Genomic DNA, 19,643 nt, shown 5'->3' with positions numbered 1-19,643 from the left:
AGGGGAGCGGCGTCAGAACTTGATCGAAGCCGTGTGTTCGATCAGTGCGCCGTAGTCATTGATCGATTCCCAAACGACCCGGGCATCGCCGCCCAGTGAGGCAGGTAATCCTTTGATTGCCATTTTCCGGGAACCTCTTGGGCCGATCATGGCGGGCTCCAGCGGGTATTCTTTTTCGCCGATCGTCACGCTCATCTTCGCGAAAGAAACATGAAAGGCTGAGTCATTGGTCGCCAGCAATACGGCTTGGCCGGCGGTTCTCAGAATGTTCCACTTCAAAGCTCCGGCGGCCTCTTCTGCGTTCCCTGGTAACCCGTTGGGGCGGTAGAACAGCTTCAGGCGCTGACGAAAAGCCACTTGCAGGCTGTTCTCGGAACTGCTGATTTGAGGGATTTCCTGCACGCTTACCCAGACCACCGATTCTCGATCCTCCGGCAGTCCTTTGCCCTGGTAAAAGATCCGCAACGTCTGTTGCTTACGGTGACCCAAGCGCGCCAGTGACGGGGTGATTGCAAAAGGAATCTCACGCTCGGCCTGACCTGGACCGGCCTCGATCCAGGACTGGATCATGATGTCATCGTTGCCTTCATTTCGAACCTGAAGCGAGGCTTCATGACTGGACGCCGGAAAGATGATCCTCGTGCCGCCCACTTGAATGCCCGCGTCGGAAGCATCGGATAGCAATGAAAGTGTCAGTAAAAGACAGATACGAACAAAATTACCGGTATTCATCATCGACTCGCAGAAAACGAGGGGCGTGTAAGCCCCTCTTTTTTGGACGATTTACTCGTACGTCAGGGTGAAAGGCAGAGTGCCGTTGGCAGTACCTGGCTTGAGTTCGGCACCGTTGGCCACATAAGAGGCCCGCATGCGCAAATCGGCGGAATACTTGGCGTCCTTACCTTCACCTTGGACCGTCAGTGGGGCGGAGTACGTTTCGTTTCCGGACATGTTGATCAGGTGGTTGTTGTCGTCGAACATGCCGATTCCCACACCCTCGGCACTCCCTGTGATCTTCAGCAGACTGTTGTTTTTCGGATCGACTCCGGAGCCGGACATCGGGTCGAAGCCAAACTTGACCGTCGTCAGGCCGGCGGCGGTGTTGCCGCAGTCCAGGTTGAGGTTGATGGCAGTACCGGCTGCAATGTTGCCTTCGCCCGCACCGTTGATGGCATCCATGCTGACCTTGCCGAGATTCACGTCAACGATCTGCTGACCAGCACCACCGCCCACCGTGGAACCGGCGCCGGCAGACGCGATGCACGACGCCGCGACAATTTCGCCGGTGAAATTGATGGTGCCGTCAGCCGCCATCGCCGTGCCGGTCATGGCGCACACAGCCGTGGACAGCATCAGAAACTTAATTGCTTTCATGGAGATAAAACTTCCTTGCAGTGTTAGATCAGGCAAAAAGCGCCGTGATGCAGCGCGAGGAAATTCTAGGAATCAGGGCGGGGGATAGGAACAAGAACAATCTTGAGTGATGAGGGGAAAATTCTTGAATGCAGTTGTGGTGTTTGCCTATTACCTGGGTTCGGCTACCACAACGTACAGTGCGCCTGATGCTGAGAAAACTGTGCAACGAGTTAACGGCGTCACTCGATCTCCGCTCAATGATTGGTCTGGAAAAAATTGGCAATGTCGTAAAGAGCGCCAATGCTCAAGATAACGTCAGATCTCCGCAGATTTGGTTGACGATCTACTATCGACGAGCAGACCATCGAGTTTCGCCTTGAAACCATGCAGACTCCGAGTCTTGACTCAGAAAAATGACGGGCAATTTAATCACAGTAGGGGCATCGCCGATGCAGTTGACGGCTGGCAAGCTCTCTGACTACCTATTTGCTCAATCGCCTGCGGGCTTTCCGGTAACTGATTGCAGCGCTGATTGTCACGCATGTGCATGCAATATGCGATGCGATGCGATGCGATGACCTTGCAGACCAGGAGAATGAGTTGTCCATTGATTAATAGAACGCATTGAATGATTACCGAGGAGAGTTAGCGGGAAATTTGCCCCTGCGCTCAACCAGCTCCAGATGTGCTTCAGAATGCTTTTGCACTGCCGATCATAGCCAGTGAGCGACCAGCTTAAACTCGACATTAAATGCTACGAAGAATCGACGAAAGATTGGCCAATTTAGAGAGGCGTAAAGCTATGTATCACTACTCGCTAGTGCAGCATACCGAGCCCACCGGTGTATGGTTGTCATGCACCGATATTCCGGAAATGAATGCCGAAGGCAGTACGCTGTGCGAAGCATTTGCCGAAGCCCTAAATGGTTTAGAGTCTGCGCTGTCGTTGTACGTAGAGCAGGGGCGCAGAATTCCAGCACCCTCGGCATCAAGCGCCACTGCGATGGTGCTGCACTTGCCGGTGCTGACTGTGGCCAAGATCTTGCTATGGAATACCATGTGTGATGAAGGCGTGAGCCGCGCCGAGCTTGCCCGGCGAATGGCCTGTTCGCGACAGGTTGTCGACCGTTTGGTGGACTTCATCCACGCCTCGAAAATTGAGCAGATCGAGCGTGCGCTTGCATTGCTGGGTCGGCGTCTGTCGCCGGTCCTGATGTAGCCTCATGCCGGAATCTATCATGTCCCAAGCACACCATTGACGCCTGCTGTTGGTCTGATACCACCGACGCCCTCGTGTATAGCCTAAGGCCGGGCTGGGTAGACTTCGAATATCAGTGGTCATTACCGATAGCTCAAATGTCATCGCTCGAAGAGTATGTGCTCAAGCAGCCTGGGCAGACCGACTTTTTCAACAGAGTCGGCCGAGATCCGCCGTTGCTGTTTAGGACAGAATTAGGGCATATGGGAGGCCGCTTGAGTCCGCTGTACGCCAACGGCGAAGCGTGAAAGCCCAGTTTTTGGTGGGCTAAAGCGGCCTGTAAGGACTCCAGAAGGGGTTTGAATCCCTACGGGACTCTCCTTGTATGTAGGCCATAACGGAAAATGCTCCGTATCTTTCGATACGGAGCATTTTTTTGAGCCATGTTCTGATTGCTAGGTTTTTAACACAGCCTGCTTATAGGCCCTTTTTTCTGCGGTCGATTCAATACGCATAAGGGGCTGGTCAGAGAGCACATTTTTTTGGCGATTCGAATGTTATGCCCGTTGATTGTTTGCTTGCTAAAATATAGTTCTCGTCGCCTAGCGATGCTTGGCGATAACTTAAGCCCATCTTGCATTCTGTGCCTGGATACATATCGAACTCGTATATCGATTGTCCAACAGCCCATTCTATTTGTTGGTCGTATCTATTTAGCAGAAGGAAAAATGTTGCTGGTGTCAAAGCCCAAATCGCCAAATAGAAAATTACCTGAAAAATAACTGTAGCAACGGCGTAGCGACTGCCTTTGTCATTAACCTTAACTCCAAAAATCCATTTCGTAAGTCGTGGTGCTTTTGTCGCAAAAGTCGATCCGTAAATGAAAAAGGGAGCCATTGCAACGGAGACAGGAATAAAGATTGCTCCCGCAGCAATAAAAAGAAACGGAATCGCGAATATTGCTAAAAAAGTCAAAGTATGAGGAAAGGTTGTAGGGGGTACATGAGCCATTCCACCGATTATTTTTCCCGAGACGCTGAGCGCGAGATTGGAGCCAACAGCAAATGCAATTGCGATCAACCCCTTGCCAACCGTGGTTTCATAGAGGATTGCGTAGATGCGATAAACATCATGCGCAGCCACTCCTAGGCAGTAAATAAAAAATATCATCGCGGTCGGTGCAAATAAATTGATGGGATCCAGCAAGTAAAGATATCCCAGAACAGGGAGGAACAGGATAACATTGAGATAAAGTTGATGATAGCGTTCAAGATTATCGTACCAGTTTGCTATGCCTCCCAAAAAACCAGCGAATTTATTGAGATCATATTTTTCTGGGTTCAGAATTTGCATAGTGCTAATTGCGACCGCGATACCAAGAAAAATCACAGTTGTTGAAAATGATACAAGTCGCCAATGAATCGGAGTGATGCAAAGAAAAAAGAAAAGAGCGATTCCGACTAATGAAACTCGCTTCGTGAGTTCGAGAAATTTTTCTCGCCTAGTAATGACAGCGCGCTCCCCGGAAGCAGTTTTGATAGTTCGCTTTACACTTCTCGTCATTGCTAATGATCCTGCATGAAATATTGTGATTGCGATGAGGTAGGATTACTGCGTTATCGGAATGAGAGTAAGAAACTTTAATGCTCTCCGTTTAAGTCATGGCCGCCCGACCTAAACTGAGATACCTTTCTTTCACCTACGCCAACTAGCCTTGTCCATAAGTCAGATGAGCTTTCCAATTTCGATCATGCCGGTATGGAGCGCCTAGGCGCGGTTGGAGGTTCAGAGAGGGCCTGAGCAAGGTTCAGGGTGTGGAAGCGGTGTATGTGGCGACGGGGTCACTCTACGAGCGGAATATGGGTTGGTTGCCTAGGGCGAATAAGGTTCATACGATACCCAGTGGGTACTGGAAGGTGATCTCCACAGGAAGTACGTCTGAATCGCCCCTGGTTTCCGATAGACAGCGGCAGCGGGCAGGATGGCGATTAGTACACTAGCAGCAATGGCTCCAGGCGTAAGGCGGAAATCACCGAAATACCCGATGCGCGGATCAAGGCCGCGCGCTGTACTCTGGGAATGTACACCTGCGACTCGTAAGAAATGTTTAGTGACTGGGCATCTTACCGTGCCGGGGGAGCTCTGCAATGACATCACAGCGCTGGGAGTCATTGACGGTTGCTCAAGCGTGCGAAGAAAATGCTGAACAACATACTACCCATCTGCGACCGCACCGGTTGTGGGTGTTGGGCGATCAACTGATGGATGCAAGGAACGCAAGTGAGTGATTTCAGAGGAGCTCGAGGTTCCAACACCGGCGACGACTTCCACGAGTTATGGGCCGCCCGGCATGCTATCCGCCTTCTAGACGACCGTGATCCGCTTCAAGCGTTGACTGTAGAAGGGATTGCTCCAAGTGACGAAGCTGGGTCATCCCCTTCTACGTGGGATGGCGTGGATTGCGCGTTGTACGAAGGCGGCGGCGACGCAAAGGAAGCTGATCGTATATTGCTGGAGCAACTGAAGTATTCCGCCGCGAATCCTCGCAGTTCGTGGACCGTCGCACGTATGGTGAGCGGCGATAAGCGCGAGGACAGCGTCCTGAATCGCTTGGCAAAAGCCTGGGCTGGGATACAAGCCCTGGAGCCAAAAGGAACAGTTGAAGTATCACTGGTAACCAACCAGCCGATCGCGGCTGAGTTAAAAACTGTTACAGCAAAGCTCGCAACAGGTAGCGTATCCGCTCCACGAAAACGACCTGGAAAGGATGAGCCAGACGAGCAAAAAATGGCGTTCGCCGCCGGACTGTCCAAATCTGTGCTGCCCGAATTTGCAAAGGCGCTTCGATTCAATGGTGGAGCAGGATCGCGCTTCGCGATTGAGAAAAAGTTGCTCGCTGATATTTCTGGATGGACCGATCTCGAGTTACAAGCACCAGTCTCTAATCTTCGCCAGTTCATTCGTCAGCGCATGCGTCCCGAATTCGCGGGCGAGTTAATAACGAAGGAGTCAGTTTTACTCGAACTCGGCGTCTCTACGATGGGCGCATTGTTCCCTTGCCCACCTGTCCTTGAACGAGTTGATGCACCGGTGCCACGGAGCAGCGTCGCTGACATTGCGAGCGAGATCGTTGCCGGCAAACAGCGAGTCTGTCTACATGGTCCTGGAGGGGTCGGCAAGACAACTGCGCTCCAGCAAATTGAGGCGGTGCTCCCGCCTCATTCGATCATGGTGACTTACGATTGTTATGGAGGTGGCACCTATCTAGATGCCGCTACTTTGCGTCATCGACATGTGGACGCGTTTTTACAGCTATCCAATGAGCTTGCCACGAGGCTGCGGCTGCCAATTTTGCTTAGCCGTCACCAGCTATCAGACCCTCCGCGTCTATTCTCGAATCGCCTAGGCCACGCAGCCCAGGCGCACGCGTCTGAATATCCGGACGCGCTGATCGTCATTGCCGTTGACGCCGCCGACAATGCCGTTACGGCTGCGACAACACGCAAACCGCCTGAGGCTTGCTTTGTACACGACTTCTTGGAACTGGGCGACTTGCCGCCCAATGTCCGGTTCATCGTTACGGCAAGGACAGGCCGTCTCGCTGAACTTGCCCTACCGTCTAGTTATAGCCTTTCAGAGATCGAGCCGTTTACCCGTGGTGAAACTGCAATCAATGTACAGCGGAAGTGGGCTGCAACAGATGATTGGATCGATGCGTTTCACAGGCTGACCATGGGAGTACCTAGAGTCCAAGCTTATGCTATGGATCTGGGCGATGCACCTCCCGAAAAAGCGATTGACCGCCTCTTGCCCGCAGGCCGGTCTCTGGACCAAGTATTTCGCGAGCAGTTTGAGCGAGCCCTGGGGAAAAGCGGAATCGCAACAGACCTTCCAAGGTTTTGTGCAGGTCTCATTGCTCTTGCGCGGCCGGTACCGATAGAAGATCTCAGCGCGATCATTGGTATCCAGGTGCCAGCGCTGATTGACATCTGCACCGACATGGCGCCAGCGATTCGGCTCATTGAAAACACTGTCGCCTTTGCGGACGAAGACTTCGAGCACTTCGTCCGCGAAGCGGGGGAGTCAATGCTAAGCGAAGTAACCCAGAGCGCTGCTGATTGGCTGATGAGCCGCTGCGAAAGCGATTCTTACGCTGCGCAGCACGTCGCAGGTCTACTCGCTGCGTCTGGCTTGGGCAATAAGCTGCTTGATCTCGTTGAACGCGAGCCTTCGCCGGCTGCAATTGATGATCCGGTGAAGCGGCGAGAAGCGGAACTTACGCGCTTACGGTTAGCTATCTCCTTCTGTCGGAAGGCGGGCGATAGTGAACGCGCACTGCGTTTCGTGCTCATCGGAGGCGAAGGGCTCAAGACTGAGCGCGCGCTACGGGCACTCCTGTCTAATAATCCAGACCTTGCGGTGCGATTCGCTGCTGACACTGCTGGGAGGCTCGTCCTTGCCGATCCGAAACAAACCGGCTACCACGGCGCTTTCCTGCTTCACAAACAAGTGATTGACTCGCTCAACGGTGATCGAATTTCGTTGCATGAGGGGCAGCGATTGATTGAAGCTTGGATGGCTGCACGTAAAGCCCTCCTTCAAAAGGCCCAGCATTGCGACTGGCGGCTTGAGGTTGCAGACGTTGCGGCCAGCATCGAAACAGCGCTTCGCAGTAATGGGCCAGAGTCTGCTTTGCAGTCGCTGTGGAAATGGAAGCCGAAGCGGGTTCGGCTGCTGGTGGCGCGCTGCCTGATTCCGCGGCTGATTGCGCAAGATGGCTCGGGGCTGCTTCAGGGAATACTGGACACACGTCATCTCAAACCCTGGGAAGAGCTTTTTGTACTCGTACCCTTGGTGGTGTCCGGTGCTCCCTTGGATACCAAAAGGCTCGCAAGAAGCCTGAGAGCTTTTTGCAAGCGCTGGATGTTATCTCCCAAGCGTCAGGGCGCACGCAGTCTGCTGGACAGCTTGTGGTCATGGATGATGGATGTTGCCATGACATCTTGTGAGCTTCTTGCCGCGGACCAGCTATCTGCGACTGTTGTAGATGGTTTCTTGGATGTAGTGCTTTTGCCTGAGAACCGGAGAGTCGACAAGGTTCATATCAGTAACATACGTCATATGGATCTGCTCTTTCGAGCGCACGCACTCCGAGCGGCCCGGTCCGGCGGGAAGTTGAAACCCGACGACCTCTACGAATCCAGGCCCGAGTCCGCGGAGAAAAAGGAGCGCGGCCGCGACACCTATCACCAAGAAGAGGCAGATCGTAAGCTAAACGAGCTGACCAATATGCTGTATCCCGTCTATGCGGCGACTGCAATAGCGATGTCCGGGAAGAATGACGACACAATCGCTAATGTTCTGGAACAAGCGACGAGGCGCAAAGAGAGCAACACATGGCGTCTCGCGCGCGATCACAGTGCTAGCGCGCTTGCCATGGCAGCCGCTCGTGGCGCGCTGTTGCTCGTAGGCCGTGAATTAGACGCGGAGTTCGTTCTACGCATCGCCAAGCGAATTCATGGTAGGTGGGGAGCCTCCGATTTGCAGCCGGATATAGAGTTTGCTGAGCGTATGATGCTGCGCCCAGAGCTGCAGACCGCACTTGTCGTGGATATTGACACAGCGGCTTCTGTTATGCGTACTCAACGCATTGGCGCCCGAGACAAATCCCAAGCGCTTCTAACCTACTCACGCCTGCTCCTGCCGTTCAGTCCCGACGATGCTAATGCTGTTTTTCATGATGCAATTGAGGCCGCCAGCCAACTCGATCGGGAAATCGTGGCACAACTACGCTTGCTCGGCCAGCTTTTCAAGCGAGGCACTAGTGACGTCGAGGACAGGAGAGTAGCCGCCCGCGATCTTTGTGAGGTGCTGGTTGACGCTGCCGTCCGTCTCGACGGCGATGAGAACCTGCCATGGAAAGAGGTCATGGAAACTGTTGCGGCTTTAGACCTTCCTCTCGCGCTCGCAAACACGGCGAAGTGGCAAGATGCCAATCTCGTCGACTTCTCACAAACACTGGCGCCGGTCCTCAACTCTGGACTCACCCAAGGGACACTAGGCCCAGCTGCGGCAATGGCATTGGAGTTGATCCTGCACGGCAATCATGCAATCGCTGATGCAGCATTGGATCACGTCGCCAACTGCGTTAACTCAGGATCTTATCTTGAGGAAGCGGCGTGGAACGCATTAGTCCGCCACAACGAACGTGATAACAGCAAGCTGCTCAATAGTCGTGGGATGGCGAAGTGGTCGGGGCAATGGAGCAGGGCACTCCGTGAGCGACAGGCATTTCTTGAAAGTCTGGAAGAGACAGGCTCTTCTCTGCCCGTTATCACGAAAGTAGCGACAGCAGAGCCTGAAGTTCGCTCCACAACGACTTGGACCCGGGAGAACCTGCTCAACGGCGAGGACTTTGCCAATGCTTTGAAAACTGCGCTTCAGACTGCACGTACTGCAGATAGATATGTTTCGCTATCGGATCTGATTGCAACTGCTGCGGAATGCGTTGAGATACGTGACCGCTTGGCTTTTCTCAAGGTCTTACGAGACCTAAAGGTTCGAGATGGTGCGAGCGTGGTCGAAACGATGCTGCTGATGCTCGATCGATGGAATACACCGGCCATTCGAAGATGGGCTGCATCGGAATTGCCCGAAGTTATCGTTGAGCGCCTTCCCGATTTTGCCAGATACATCGGACACAGCGAAACGTCTCTCCCTACAGCATTGAAGTGGACTGGTCTGGCCCCAGATGGAGCAGCAAATTTGCTTTTGCGTGGTGTGGAGCAGCATGGGCAAATGTTCGACGGAGAACAAGTCTTTGCTCTTGCGGGGCTAATTGCAGGGCATCTGGATCCGCACTCATCGTCAGTCATTGGCGTATGGTACGCAAACCGTCTTGCCGAACGTGTCTCTCCCGAAGATCGAGACCAAACCTGGCAACTGCGGGATGTACCTGTAAACGTTCCCGCATCGGTGGCGCGTTTCCTCTATGCATGCTTGGGCGACTATGATGTGCGAGTGCGATGGCGCGCAGCTCATGGGATACGGCGTTTGGCCAGACTTGATGCTGTCGAAGAGCTGAAAGCGCTAATCGACGAATACGGCCGTCGGGATGAGTCAATCTTTCGGTCATCTCGTCTCGACTTCTTCTGGATTGCCGCGCAACTGTGGTTTGTGATTGCCTGGGATCGCATTGCAGCTGAGCTGCCAGAAATAGGTGCTCAGGGGGGAGCACTACTGCTCGCCATCGCGTTGGATCAGACTTTTCCACATCTTCTTCTTGTCTCATTTGCGCGCGATGCTTGCCTCAAACTGGTAGACGCGGGCGCCCTTGCGCTTGATCCTTCCCAAATAGAACAACTGAATGCTACCGGGCGATCAGCGTTGATACCTCTGCCAGGGACGAGCCGCAGGCCACCTCGGGTCCGTAACGGCTCCGGGGAACCCGAACGCCGCTTTCAGTTCGACCCTATGGATACGGTGCCTTATTGGTACGATCCGATGCTTGATAGCTTTGCCAATGTTTCCCAAGATCTGTTGCTGACTACGGCAGAGAACTGGATTATTGATCGCTGGGGTTATCCTGGCGAGATTCGATCATACGAGGCAGAACGTCAGCAGGGACGTATCTCATCTCATGACTGGGTTCTCACGCGCAATGATCATGGTGCAAGTCCGACACTCGAGCGCCTGAGCACCCATCTCGAATGGCACGCGCTATGGTGTTCCCTTGGCGAGCTGCTACAAACCGAGCCGCTCGCTGAGGGAGAACACTCGGATTGGAGTTCGCTGTCTAATCGCATCGAACGTCAAATGCTAACCCAGCCGCCGTGCTGGTCGGCAGACCTCTTGGGGCCCGTTCCACTGCGGTCTGACTTCTGGCGAAAACCCGATGCACCGATAGATGTTTGGGTGGAGCAGGTCTCAGAGCTGAGGATGCGGAAAGAGTTGATACCGACCGATCGCCCTGGCCACATCCTTGTCGGCGGTGAATGGCGGCTTGTTAATGCCGATCGCGTTGAGACACTTTCTATTTCAAGCGCTCTGGTTGAGAAGGAACTTGGAGGATCTTTGGTACGCGCCTTACAGATGATGGAGAGCACGTGGGATTATTCGATCCCGACCGAGAGTGAGGACGCTTACGACGGCGATGACGGCGATTATCAGATGATTCCCTGGCTAAGCCGACCGTATTCAGATGGCGGAATCGATAGTCAAGATCCTTTGCGAGGCAACGCAACGCTCGTGGGCTGGATGCCAGCGAGCTGGATAATCGGCGAATACGGACTGGAATGCGATCCGGATGGCGGGAATGCCTGGTCGTTACCCGGTCAGGCAGCAATGTTTCGCTACGAAGTTTGGGGTGACCGTGAATCGGACGAAGATCACTACCAATCGTACCCTTCGAGCTCAGGATGCAGATTGCTGACCGAGCGTAATCAGTTAAGAGCGCTCCTACAGAATGAGGGGCTCGAGCTTGTCATCGTGATGGAGGTCAGACGTGAAGGACGCAGCAGTCGACGAGGCTATGACTCGGAAGAGCAGAATCCCGAGGCCACGTACGCTCGAGTCTACAGACTCGACGAAGAAGGGCAGCTCTATACCGCCGAAGGACGTATTGGATCTTGGGAGAGCGATTGTCCATCAGCTTGAAAACGAAACGCGTGGTGAGTTGGCGTCTCGCTGGATGGCTCATCATCTTGCAGAACTTATGGATCTCGCTGAGAACGGTGAAGGGGAGGTCCGACAGACAGCAAAAAAGCAAGCTGCGGAATTGATAATCAAGCTTTGGGCAAACCGCCGCTCTCTACCGGCATCGGTTGACCCAATGGGTGGTCAGATGGCCGCGGTAGAATTGCTGACTGCAATGCAGCCTACGGCGAATCCTTGGGCACGGTTTCGACGCACTCATTCGAAAGATGATCTGCTTCATGAAATGTTCGGTGTGCTCACACAGATCGTCATGAGCGGACTCCTGTTGACCCGTCCCGTGGAGGTTCGATCCATCGAAGATGCTGAATGGGATGCGCTAACGGAAGATGAACGATTCCTGACTGACCAGTTGGGACGGTGGAAGAAACTGTTAGTCATCCCAGCTTTAGAAGACCTCGACTTAGAGGCCTTCTATTCAAAATTTATCGACGATGACGTAGACACTGAACTGGAAGAACCAACAGGACCGTTAGCTGAGGAAGAGAAAGACGGGCCAGCTCCTAAGGACGAGCTGCGCGTGATCCTATCCAACCTCGAGACCTTTCAGTCAAAGCTTGCAGCACTCGTTGATCAGTGGCGTAATTCCCTGGATTCCGATGATGCAGTTGAGGCGGATGATGTGGACGAATCTGAATTACGGTAAGGGTAGATGACCTGAGCGACGCGTTCTCTACAAGTCAGCTCATCTTAATTCATAGCTCTATGCTCTTTAGCAAAACAGATGTCGCGAACAGCTACAAGAGGACTGAAATTTTAACAAAAACTGCAGCGCTCTGTATGTCGGAAGAGCATGAGCGCACACGCTCAGTTCTTGCCGCCTTCCGCCTGCCGTGCCCAGTAGAGACCGGCCAGAAACCTACATCCGCTATACACCTGCGCGTTCATTTACGTCGGCAGACCAAGTGAAGGGGCAGAGACAGCAACTGTTGGGCATTTGAAAGCAGAGGCAATCGCGGCTTGAGTTGGTGAAGTCAAAGGGAAAGGGGCCAGGGTAGAAATCGAACTTTTGCCTATCGTGCGAACTCGGAAGGGGGAATGCGTTGACGTCGCGCTCCAGCAGGTTTTTTCATCACCTTCCTCAAACGCTGAGCAGATTTCTTCCAGCTCGGAAGGCGAAGCAGGGCCAACGGCAAGCATTAACACATCACGGCGTTTCCGTTTACCTTCCAATTTTCAGAGAGGCTATTTTCCGGCTTTACAGGGAGTTTCATCGCTGCTGACCTCGATCTTCGGATCAAATTGGATGCTAGCACAAGCCTTCCAACCCACAGTCTTCCGTTGATTTCCTTTGCTTATGGAGCGTAATCCGTCAGATGCTCATTTCATCTCGCTTGGTAGTTCCATTCGAATTCGGGAAAACAGTTCATCGAGGGAGATCGGATTGTCCTGAAGCAAATAACAGCCTACGAGGATGGTCAGTGGATGAACGTCTAATACAGATGCCAGTTCGTCTACCTTCTCGATCGTAGGGCTCTTCAGACCGCGCTCCAGGGTGCTGAGATAGGTCCGACTACTGACGTCAGAGAAATCTTCCTGAGAAAGCTTCCTTTTCGATCTCAGCTTTTTCAGGGCCGCGCCAAATGCCTGTTTCAGTTCCATATTGCCGACCTCGCAAAAGGAACGATGAAGCCTTCGCGAGCTCTATAGGGCTACAATCTATAGTGTTCACTTTTGGGATGGCCGCAATGTTCATCACTCACAAACCAGCAGAGATTTTCCTCAGCGCGTACCTGGGTGATGACTCTATCCAGTACTGGCAGTACGTTGAGCAGACCACTCATTGTCCCTGGTTTTACGTCAGAGTGGGTCGACAACAAGGCGGTGAAGCGTTGGCTAGCATGGTTATGCTTCCCAGCATTTCAGCGCTTGAGCAGTTACTTAACGAACAAGGAGCAGACATCTGGCTGCTGGATGTCCAGTTGGTTTCACCGGCATATCTGAACGGAGGTGATGGGTGGAAGATGGAGAGGCTACTAGAGGTGCGTGAAACGGTGGATGACCTCAGTGAGGAGGCGGTATACATGTATAGCCTGGAGGGAGGGCATATCTACACTGAGGCCTTGGGGTCCAGCACATCCGATTTGCAAAATCCTCGTATCATTTTTTCGGCTACACCGGCATCTCGGCGAGCATGAGACCAACACGCTCGAACGGTTAACGGCATCTTCGACGCGCTAGCGATTAGGCAATCTAGCCTGCCCGCCGAATCAGTTGGCGGCGTTGGCAGCCTTTCTGCCACTTACCGTTTCCGCAACGGAGTCAGTATGTTTTCGACATCCAATCCTTTCAGCAGACAGTTGTGCGCAATTGCCGACAGTGCTTCATAGAGCTGGTCTCGCTGCTTTATCAAGTCGGCATTCTCCGCCTGCAGATTAGCAATACGTTCTTCGAGGCTTCTTCGGCGGCGGGCACCGTCTGGATCTCTCCCACTCTCCTTGAGTTGTGCGATACGGGCGGACTCGATTCGCCTCCCACGGTAACCCACTAATGTAGCTCGGCTAGTCAGGCCCAATCGACGCTGCACTTCGGGGCGTGAAATAGGTGCGAGCTCCAGCCCTAAGCTAATCATTTGAGCGAGGAGGGCGTCGATCGCCTCGTCCAAGGTGCCGCCCCTCAAGGTCTGTCGTTGCGCCATGGTCGCCTCTAATCATCCGAAACCGAACTGTGCCGTTGGTCCGTGTCCACAACTGTCATTGGATGCCCATTTGGAAACACGCGTTGCACACCTGCATTAGTGTCGCGAGCGAGGACGGATTTTAAATTGTTGAGCTTGTCTTCCTGATCCGCCAGCCATACATCGCTGCCTGCCTCTCCAGCGCCGGCATCGCGCATGATAGTAATTGCGGTCTTCAGATTCTCGGCTTGTGTCTCAAGGTTGGCCCGCTCCGATGGAGTGCCCATCAGATGGAGATGCGAGCAGCCATTCCAGCACTGAAGATGCTTAGGGCAGGGCGCTTGGGAGAAATCGTGTATGCAACCTCCGAAGGGTGTTACGTGTAGCGCCGTGGCGTGTACGGTGAGGAATGCTTCTGCAGTTGTCGTGCCTTTATCTGATAACAACGCATGGTAACTGTCGGTTAACGCGCCCTGAATACGTTTATCTCTTATGCCTGTATGCAGAAAATCGATGCGCTCGTGATGGCTATTGAACGCCAAGAACTCGTGATGCGCAGCAGTGTTTTCCTCAATGCTTGTGTGTTGGTAGTAGACATTCTGGTCGAGGCGTTTTCGCCCTAAGGCCAATGCTTGCTGAACATCACTCATACCGGTCAGATGATAAATAGTGTTTCGCCAGTGTCGAGGTTGGTGGCTAGTCAGTCGAATAGGCGCGCCGTTAGATTCTGTTAATGATCGGCGTGAAAAAATGGATGGATATTTTTCATCGTTCCCCAACGCGCGGTTAATGTCCAAGAGTGTCACTCGACGCGGGATTACTCGAAACACATTTGCTTCCCGCCCACCGAGGCGGAATTGACCATCAAACGCGATGGCTAATGTTTCGCTGGTTTTTAGGACAACACATAGTTTGCCTCCAACATTTTCAGTAAGCGCTGCATGATCGCGAAGTTTGGGAACAAGAAAACGCTCAATATCGCCAGCCAAGTATCTGCGTTTGATCGCCTTCCCTCGATCCTTGATCTCGTCGCAGGGATGAATTTCGTTTCGTAAAAAGTAAACGTATAGATTCCTAGCAGTGTCTCGGCCCTGGCTAAATCCGAGCCAACGCAGAACTTCATTCTCTGACATTGCAGTCTGCGGAGAGTAATCCCAGAGACGGCCAGGATGGGTCTCTTGCCACCTCGCGATTCCTCGTTGCTCTTGCGTCAGCACCTTCAATCGTTCGACCGCGCGCCTGGCTAAAGGAACGTCGCTTTCTGCGAACCAATGAACACGGGATTGAAACTGCTTTTCCGCAAAGTATTTGATCCCGCATTCAACCAGAGGCCTGCCATTGGCATCTACAACCACCTCACCTGTCACCCCTTTGATCGGTCTCTCGACCCAACAGTCATAGGGTATTACTGAAACCTCATTACCCCGTTGCCCAGTCGCGATCAGCAAGTCGATTACGCGCAGAAGAATTTCTTCACCCTCATTAAGTGGATTGTTCGAACATAAGGCGTAAGCTTCCATAGCCTCGCGAGAAGGCAATCTATCATCAGATTTGCGTTGTTTCACCGCACGATCAGGATCATGCAATGAAATGTAATCGTGTCGGCGTTTTTCTGGTTTCGCATCATGCTCGAAGTGGATGGCGATCTCGGTTAATTGCAGATTATCAATCGTATCCGCTATTACTTGGAGGTGAGAGATCGCGTCATAGAGATTTTTGTAACCGCTCTCACGGAGAAATACTACGACGCGATCAAAGTCGCCTCGCGTCAATTGTGTGGGCTCGGATACACCGCGCTCAAACAATGGGTTGTAGAGCCGCCGGACGGCAATACTGTATGCAGCGACCATCGAAAACTTCAGGTTTCGGGTACGTTGCAAATACACAATCAGGGCTTTGCTAAAATCCTGGAACGCGGAGGGGAGAGGTCCCTTGATAGGGGCAAGATAACCTGTCTTCTCGAGGGCTTGTCGGTGCGTCTCGAAGGTAAGAGCATGTTTGTTATGATCCCTTTGCGGTAACCAATTTCCTATACCCCACAATGGTTCTGGCCACGGTGTTGAAATCGGTAATGTCCGAAAAATCGCTTGCTCTTGTGTAATAAAGCTTTCAAGGTTCCGCCTTGCCCTAGACAGCGTCATCTTCGGCATCCTCCGTAAGCTGCCGGCAGCGTTCTATAGTAGCGCTTACCGCCAGTATGGTTGTCTGATGCTGGGCGAGGGGGCGGTTGTGAATGAGATCTCCAGCTTGTTCCGCCATGTCTATGAACCGTTGCGCTTCTCGTTGCAGCGCCTCTTTTACCTGCTCATGGCGGCCGTCAGCAAAGGGGTGAAACTTCTTGCAGGTGTAGCAGGCGTAGACGGGATTGTAGGGGCAGTGCGTATGAACCGGGAGGGCGCATGCACCGATGTCCCCAATGTACTGTGTGTCGATCACGCCACGGATCGCTCTTTCGGCAACGGTATCGCGGCGTTGCACGACTTCCCCGGTCAAGAGACTGCGCATAATGCGTTGATAGGCGGGACTCTTGCCGAGTGCTTTTTCTTTGATCCGGGCAATGTTGGGAGTTGCCGTGACGTAAGCGCGCGCCGCTACTGTGCTGTTGTGGCCAAGCAGTTCGGCAATCATGTCTGCCGGTGTTCCCTGGTCAGCCAAACCTTGCCCGAGGTGATGACGCAACAAGATAGTTACCTGGTTTGGCTTGTCTATCCCTGCTTCATGCAGTTCATATTTAAGGCCTATACCGATTTCGTTAACTGACAGACGTTTTCCATTAGGACTGACAAATAATGGTCCGCAGTCGCTGCCAAATTGGCGTTGAATTTCCGAGATGTGGCGTGAGATTTTTTCACCCAGTCGGGAGGTGACTTTGCGGGGCCGTCGCTCAGGCCTGCGCTGGCCGATCTTTTTGGCCATGGGTAGCCACAGGGTGTAGTACCTCTCATGATCAGCGCTTTCAATAAACTCAAAATCCGCGATGTCAAGCGTGTGGAATTGAATTGAGCGTGGTGCGAGTTCGAAACCTAAGTGAAGTACTATATTGAACTGGGCCTCCTCCCAAGAGATAGGTGAAACCTCTCGTTCAATGCGTTTGAGCAATCGAACTTCCTCATCGAGGTCTAAACCAGACTGCGAGAGAAAAATTCGCGCATACGGGTCAACTCGATCTGATTTCACATCCTTGATTTTTAAGTAGGTGATTGGATCGAAGCCATTGATTCCTCTATCCATTGCCCATCGGTAAAGCCTTCGAAATCCTATAAGTACTGCCCTCGTTTTTTTGAGTTCCTCGAGAGCAGTGACCAGTTGATGGGGTGCCCAAGGAAGTCCGGTCGCGAGATTTGTACTAGATAAAAAACGTAGGGTATCTACGAACATTACCGCGGTTCGAGGGGCATATTTCTCAAGTGCATAGGCCATAAAACCCTTGCCTATTTCGATTAGCTCCGAATTCAATTGGAGTGCAGTCCAATCGATTTTCATCGAGAGCCCACCGTCGTACCACCTCCACACCTTCAGCCTAGTATCGACGTATCGTGGCTGATCATTGGTGCGTGTTCGAATAGCGACCTGAGCCGGCCCTTGGAACAAATAACCCGTAAAAGAGGAGGAGGGTGAAGCGTGTTCTTGATCGGCTGATTTGGTCATGGCGAACCTCCCTCACTGTCAAGCCGGCTCCAGGCTGCCGAGGCACGCTGGGCATTGTGGTGGTTGGCCGACTCGGCTAGATAACGACTTGCATAACGGCGTGGCATCGTCGACGTATCAGACCAACCACAGATTCGCCGGAGTTCGTCCGTTGCGCGCTCGAGGTCATACCCACGTTGCTCGACAAGGTGAGCCAAAAACCGGTCGGCAAAGGTGTGGCGAAAGTCATGCGCGGAAAGTGTAGGCAACAACCCCGGATGAGCCAGTTCAATGGTCAGAAACAGCCGATCAAGGACGTTAGACAACGCGCGGATCGACAGAGGGCGCCCTCGATCCGAAATGAACAAATAGCGGTATGGCAATTTCATCGGCTTGCCGTCACGCATTGGGCGCCGCACGCTCTGGATATAGCGCTCATAGACCTCATACAACTGTGTGGAGATACCTACGGTCCGTCCGTGTGTTTTCAGCGCAGGCTCTTCAGCGCGCGGGTCACTTGGGTCATGTTCGCGATCATTGACGCTGACGTAGGCATGTTGTGAACCCTGATTGATGTCCGTGGTGTAGAGCTTCAGAAGCTCACCGCGCCGTATACCAGTCTCCAACAGTAATTCAATCATTAGCCAATTGCGCAACTGCAATCGTTCTGGAAACGGATTTTCCGCAGCGCTCGGGCGAATCAGTGTGCGAATGATCTGGAGTTGCGTATCTGTCAGGCTACGGTAACGAGCATGGTCGGGACGAACATTGATGATATGGCTCTCAAAGCGTCGTTCAATGACGTCGGCGACATCTGCAAATACCACCTCGATGTTAGCCAGGGTGGTTGAATTTTGACGAGCGCGCGGGATGTATCGGGCAACACACCAGGACAGGTATAGCTTCAGCAATCGCAGGTACTGGTCACGAGTACGAGGATCGATCTGCGGAAACGGTGCCATTTCAGCTGTGCCGATTCGGGCGATCAGGTTGTCGGCTTGACGGCCGCTTTGGAGCCAAATGGCGTAACCGTCCAGTAAAGCCAGGATCGATTCGAAGTGGCAGGCCAAGATGACCTCATCGAAATCCAGACCTCGAGTTTTGGCATAGGTGTAGAAAGCCTGGATCGCACGCAGATGTGCCGCCGCCGTGCTGTAAGCGCGGTACCTTAGCTTGAGTTGAACGTAGATGAACGGGACAAGCATAGGTAACGGCGCCACATCTCCGGTCTGCACGAGCAACGGTACACGCTGACCAGATGAGTAACGGCACTGAATCAGCTTCATCGGCAACTACCTCAATCTATGACTCGCCATGAACACAAAGGACATGGCCCGTTGAGAGAGTGGACTCCAGAAGCGGGTTTGTCGAATCAGTGGTTTAAGCGGCTCATGAACATCTATGACATGACCTGTCGTTTAACATAATATACATTACACGTAACAAGATGTTTCAGGATTAGCCCGGTTGCACGCCAGATTTCAATCCAGAGTTTTACCCTGAGTCCTCTTTTCAAAACCTCGGCCTTGCCTGCAATTGGCGACCTTCAATCAGCATCCCGCGTCAGTTTTTCAATCAGCATCCGGTGCTGTGGAAATCGCGCAATCAGTTTGCGTCGATCACCCATCTCCATATCCGCAAAATCAAATCCCGGCGACACGGCCTCGCTGATCAAGCCAAATCCATGTTCTCCCTCGAGCAGTCGCGAAGCTTTCCAGATTCCGCCAGGCACGTGCATTTGCAGATGCTGTCCCACCAGAATGTCGTTGCCCATTACCAGCGTTTCCAGCGAGCCGTCAGCATGGATCATGCTGTACTCGATGGGATCGCCCAGATGGAAAAAATGCACAATGTCGGAATGATTGAAATGAAACTGGCCCACTGGTGATTGCTCGGTCAACAGGTAGTAAATCGATGTCATCAGGTACCGTGGGCCACCGACGGTATCGAGCATCTCTCTATGATCGGCCTGATAGGTTCTGCGAAAATAACCGCCTTCCACGTGAGATTGCAGATCCAGCGCCTGAATCAAGGCCTGTGCGTTTACTGTGCGTTGAGACATGGTCTGCTCCGGTGGATGGCGGCTTATTTTACGATAGCTCTACTAAACGGCTATTTAGTGTAGTTAACAGT

13 protein-coding genes are annotated in these 19,643 nt (G+C 52.9%); 4 read left to right on the top strand and 9 right to left on the bottom strand.

The genetic code is table 11. The features are described 5' to 3' along the window. Positions 1-12: 12 nt before the first annotated feature. Both E3Z29_RS16815 and E3Z29_RS16810 read right to left on the bottom strand, forming a co-directional pair. Positions 13-732 carry a molecular chaperone gene (locus E3Z29_RS16815; RefSeq protein WP_134786376.1) on the bottom strand — a complete coding sequence of 240 codons (720 nt, stop codon included), beginning with the start codon at positions 730-732 and terminating at the stop codon, positions 13-15. A 51-nt stretch (positions 733-783) separates the two neighbouring features. Then, positions 784-1,374 carry a fimbrial protein gene (locus tag E3Z29_RS16810; protein WP_167734134.1) on the bottom strand — a complete coding sequence of 197 codons (591 nt, stop codon included), beginning with the start codon at positions 1,372-1,374 and terminating at the stop codon, positions 784-786. A 784-nt stretch (positions 1,375-2,158) separates the two neighbouring features. Here E3Z29_RS16810 and E3Z29_RS16805 point away from each other — a divergent pair. After that, positions 2,159-2,575 carry a type II toxin-antitoxin system HicB family antitoxin gene (locus tag E3Z29_RS16805; RefSeq protein WP_134786375.1) on the top strand — a complete coding sequence of 139 codons (417 nt, stop codon included), beginning with the start codon at positions 2,159-2,161 and terminating at the stop codon, positions 2,573-2,575. 504 nt (positions 2,576-3,079) lie between these two features. Here E3Z29_RS16805 and E3Z29_RS16800 read toward each other — a convergent pair. Further along, positions 3,080-4,117 carry a hypothetical protein gene (locus E3Z29_RS16800; protein WP_134786374.1) on the bottom strand — a complete coding sequence of 346 codons (1,038 nt, stop codon included), beginning with the start codon at positions 4,115-4,117 and terminating at the stop codon, positions 3,080-3,082. A 717-nt stretch (positions 4,118-4,834) separates the two neighbouring features. On the opposite strand from E3Z29_RS16800, the gene E3Z29_RS16790 reads away from it, so the two are divergent. Both E3Z29_RS16790 and E3Z29_RS16785 read left to right on the top strand, forming a co-directional pair. Beyond that, complete coding sequence (locus E3Z29_RS16790) at positions 4,835-11,209, top strand: ATP-binding protein (protein ID WP_134786373.1); 6,375 nt, start codon at positions 4,835-4,837, stop codon at positions 11,207-11,209. Positions 11,210-11,243: 34 nt separating this feature from the next. Further along, positions 11,244-11,912, top strand: coding sequence for a hypothetical protein (locus E3Z29_RS16785; protein ID WP_134786372.1), 669 nt, complete (start codon positions 11,244-11,246; stop codon positions 11,910-11,912). A gap of 674 nt (positions 11,913-12,586) precedes the next feature. On the opposite strand, the gene E3Z29_RS16780 is transcribed toward E3Z29_RS16785, so the two are convergent. Continuing rightward, entirely contained in the window at positions 12,587-12,868 is a 282-nt protein-coding gene (locus tag E3Z29_RS16780) for a helix-turn-helix domain-containing protein (RefSeq protein ID WP_134786371.1), read from the bottom strand. Between the two features lie 86 nt (positions 12,869-12,954). Between E3Z29_RS16780 and E3Z29_RS16775 the strand changes: the two genes are divergently transcribed. Further along, positions 12,955-13,404, top strand: coding sequence for a hypothetical protein (locus E3Z29_RS16775; protein ID WP_134786370.1), 450 nt, complete (start codon positions 12,955-12,957; stop codon positions 13,402-13,404). Positions 13,405-13,508: 104 nt separating this feature from the next. Here E3Z29_RS16775 and E3Z29_RS16770 read toward each other — a convergent pair whose 3' ends face one another. From E3Z29_RS16770 to E3Z29_RS16750, 5 genes are all read right to left on the bottom strand, one after another. Further along, positions 13,509-13,871, bottom strand: coding sequence for a hypothetical protein (locus tag E3Z29_RS16770; RefSeq protein ID WP_256662006.1), 363 nt, complete (start codon positions 13,869-13,871; stop codon positions 13,509-13,511). Between the two features lie 41 nt (positions 13,872-13,912). Next, positions 13,913-16,024, bottom strand: a complete 2,112-nt coding sequence (locus E3Z29_RS16765) for a hypothetical protein (protein ID WP_134786368.1) — start codon at positions 16,022-16,024, stop codon at positions 13,913-13,915. Then, positions 16,011-17,531, bottom strand: a complete 1,521-nt coding sequence (locus tag E3Z29_RS16760) for a site-specific recombinase (protein ID WP_134786367.1) — start codon at positions 17,529-17,531, stop codon at positions 16,011-16,013. The genes E3Z29_RS16765 and E3Z29_RS16760 overlap by 14 nt, the downstream gene beginning before the upstream one ends. Then, positions 17,528-18,796, bottom strand: coding sequence for a site-specific integrase (locus E3Z29_RS16755; protein WP_134786366.1), 1,269 nt, complete (start codon positions 18,794-18,796; stop codon positions 17,528-17,530). The genes E3Z29_RS16760 and E3Z29_RS16755 overlap by 4 nt, the downstream gene beginning before the upstream one ends. A gap of 260 nt (positions 18,797-19,056) precedes the next feature. Next, entirely contained in the window at positions 19,057-19,572 is a 516-nt protein-coding gene (locus E3Z29_RS16750) for a cupin domain-containing protein (protein WP_098964011.1), read from the bottom strand. Positions 19,573-19,643: the final 71 nt, after the last annotated feature.

Origin of the sequence: Pseudomonas sp. S150, from assembly GCF_004526365.1 — a bacterium.
GTDB classification, from domain to species: Bacteria; Pseudomonadota; Gammaproteobacteria; order Pseudomonadales; family Pseudomonadaceae; genus Aquipseudomonas; species Aquipseudomonas putida_A.
Note: the sequence above shows the minus strand (reverse complement) of the source record. Positions and strands in the feature narration are given on the sequence as shown.

Coding starts and splice junctions, on each gene's coding strand:
- E3Z29_RS16815 (WP_134786376.1), bottom strand. CDS start 732: ATGAATACCGGTAATTTTGTTCGTATCTGTCTTTTACTGACACTTTCA.
- E3Z29_RS16810 (WP_167734134.1), bottom strand. CDS start 1,374: ATGAAAGCAATTAAGTTTCTGATGCTGTCCACGGCTGTGTGCGCCATG.
- E3Z29_RS16805 (WP_134786375.1), top strand. CDS start 2,159: ATGTATCACTACTCGCTAGTGCAGCATACCGAGCCCACCGGTGTATGG.
- E3Z29_RS16800 (WP_134786374.1), bottom strand. CDS start 4,117: ATGACGAGAAGTGTAAAGCGAACTATCAAAACTGCTTCCGGGGAGCGC.
- E3Z29_RS16785 (WP_134786372.1), top strand. CDS start 11,244: ATGGCTCATCATCTTGCAGAACTTATGGATCTCGCTGAGAACGGTGAA.
- E3Z29_RS16780 (WP_134786371.1), bottom strand. CDS start 12,868: ATGGAACTGAAACAGGCATTTGGCGCGGCCCTGAAAAAGCTGAGATCG.
- E3Z29_RS16775 (WP_134786370.1), top strand. CDS start 12,955: ATGTTCATCACTCACAAACCAGCAGAGATTTTCCTCAGCGCGTACCTG.
- E3Z29_RS16765 (WP_134786368.1), bottom strand. CDS start 16,024: ATGACGCTGTCTAGGGCAAGGCGGAACCTTGAAAGCTTTATTACACAA.
- E3Z29_RS16760 (WP_134786367.1), bottom strand. CDS start 17,531: ATGACCAAATCAGCCGATCAAGAACACGCTTCACCCTCCTCCTCTTTT.
- E3Z29_RS16755 (WP_134786366.1), bottom strand. CDS start 18,796: ATGAAGCTGATTCAGTGCCGTTACTCATCTGGTCAGCGTGTACCGTTG.
- E3Z29_RS16750 (WP_098964011.1), bottom strand. CDS start 19,572: ATGTCTCAACGCACAGTAAACGCACAGGCCTTGATTCAGGCGCTGGAT.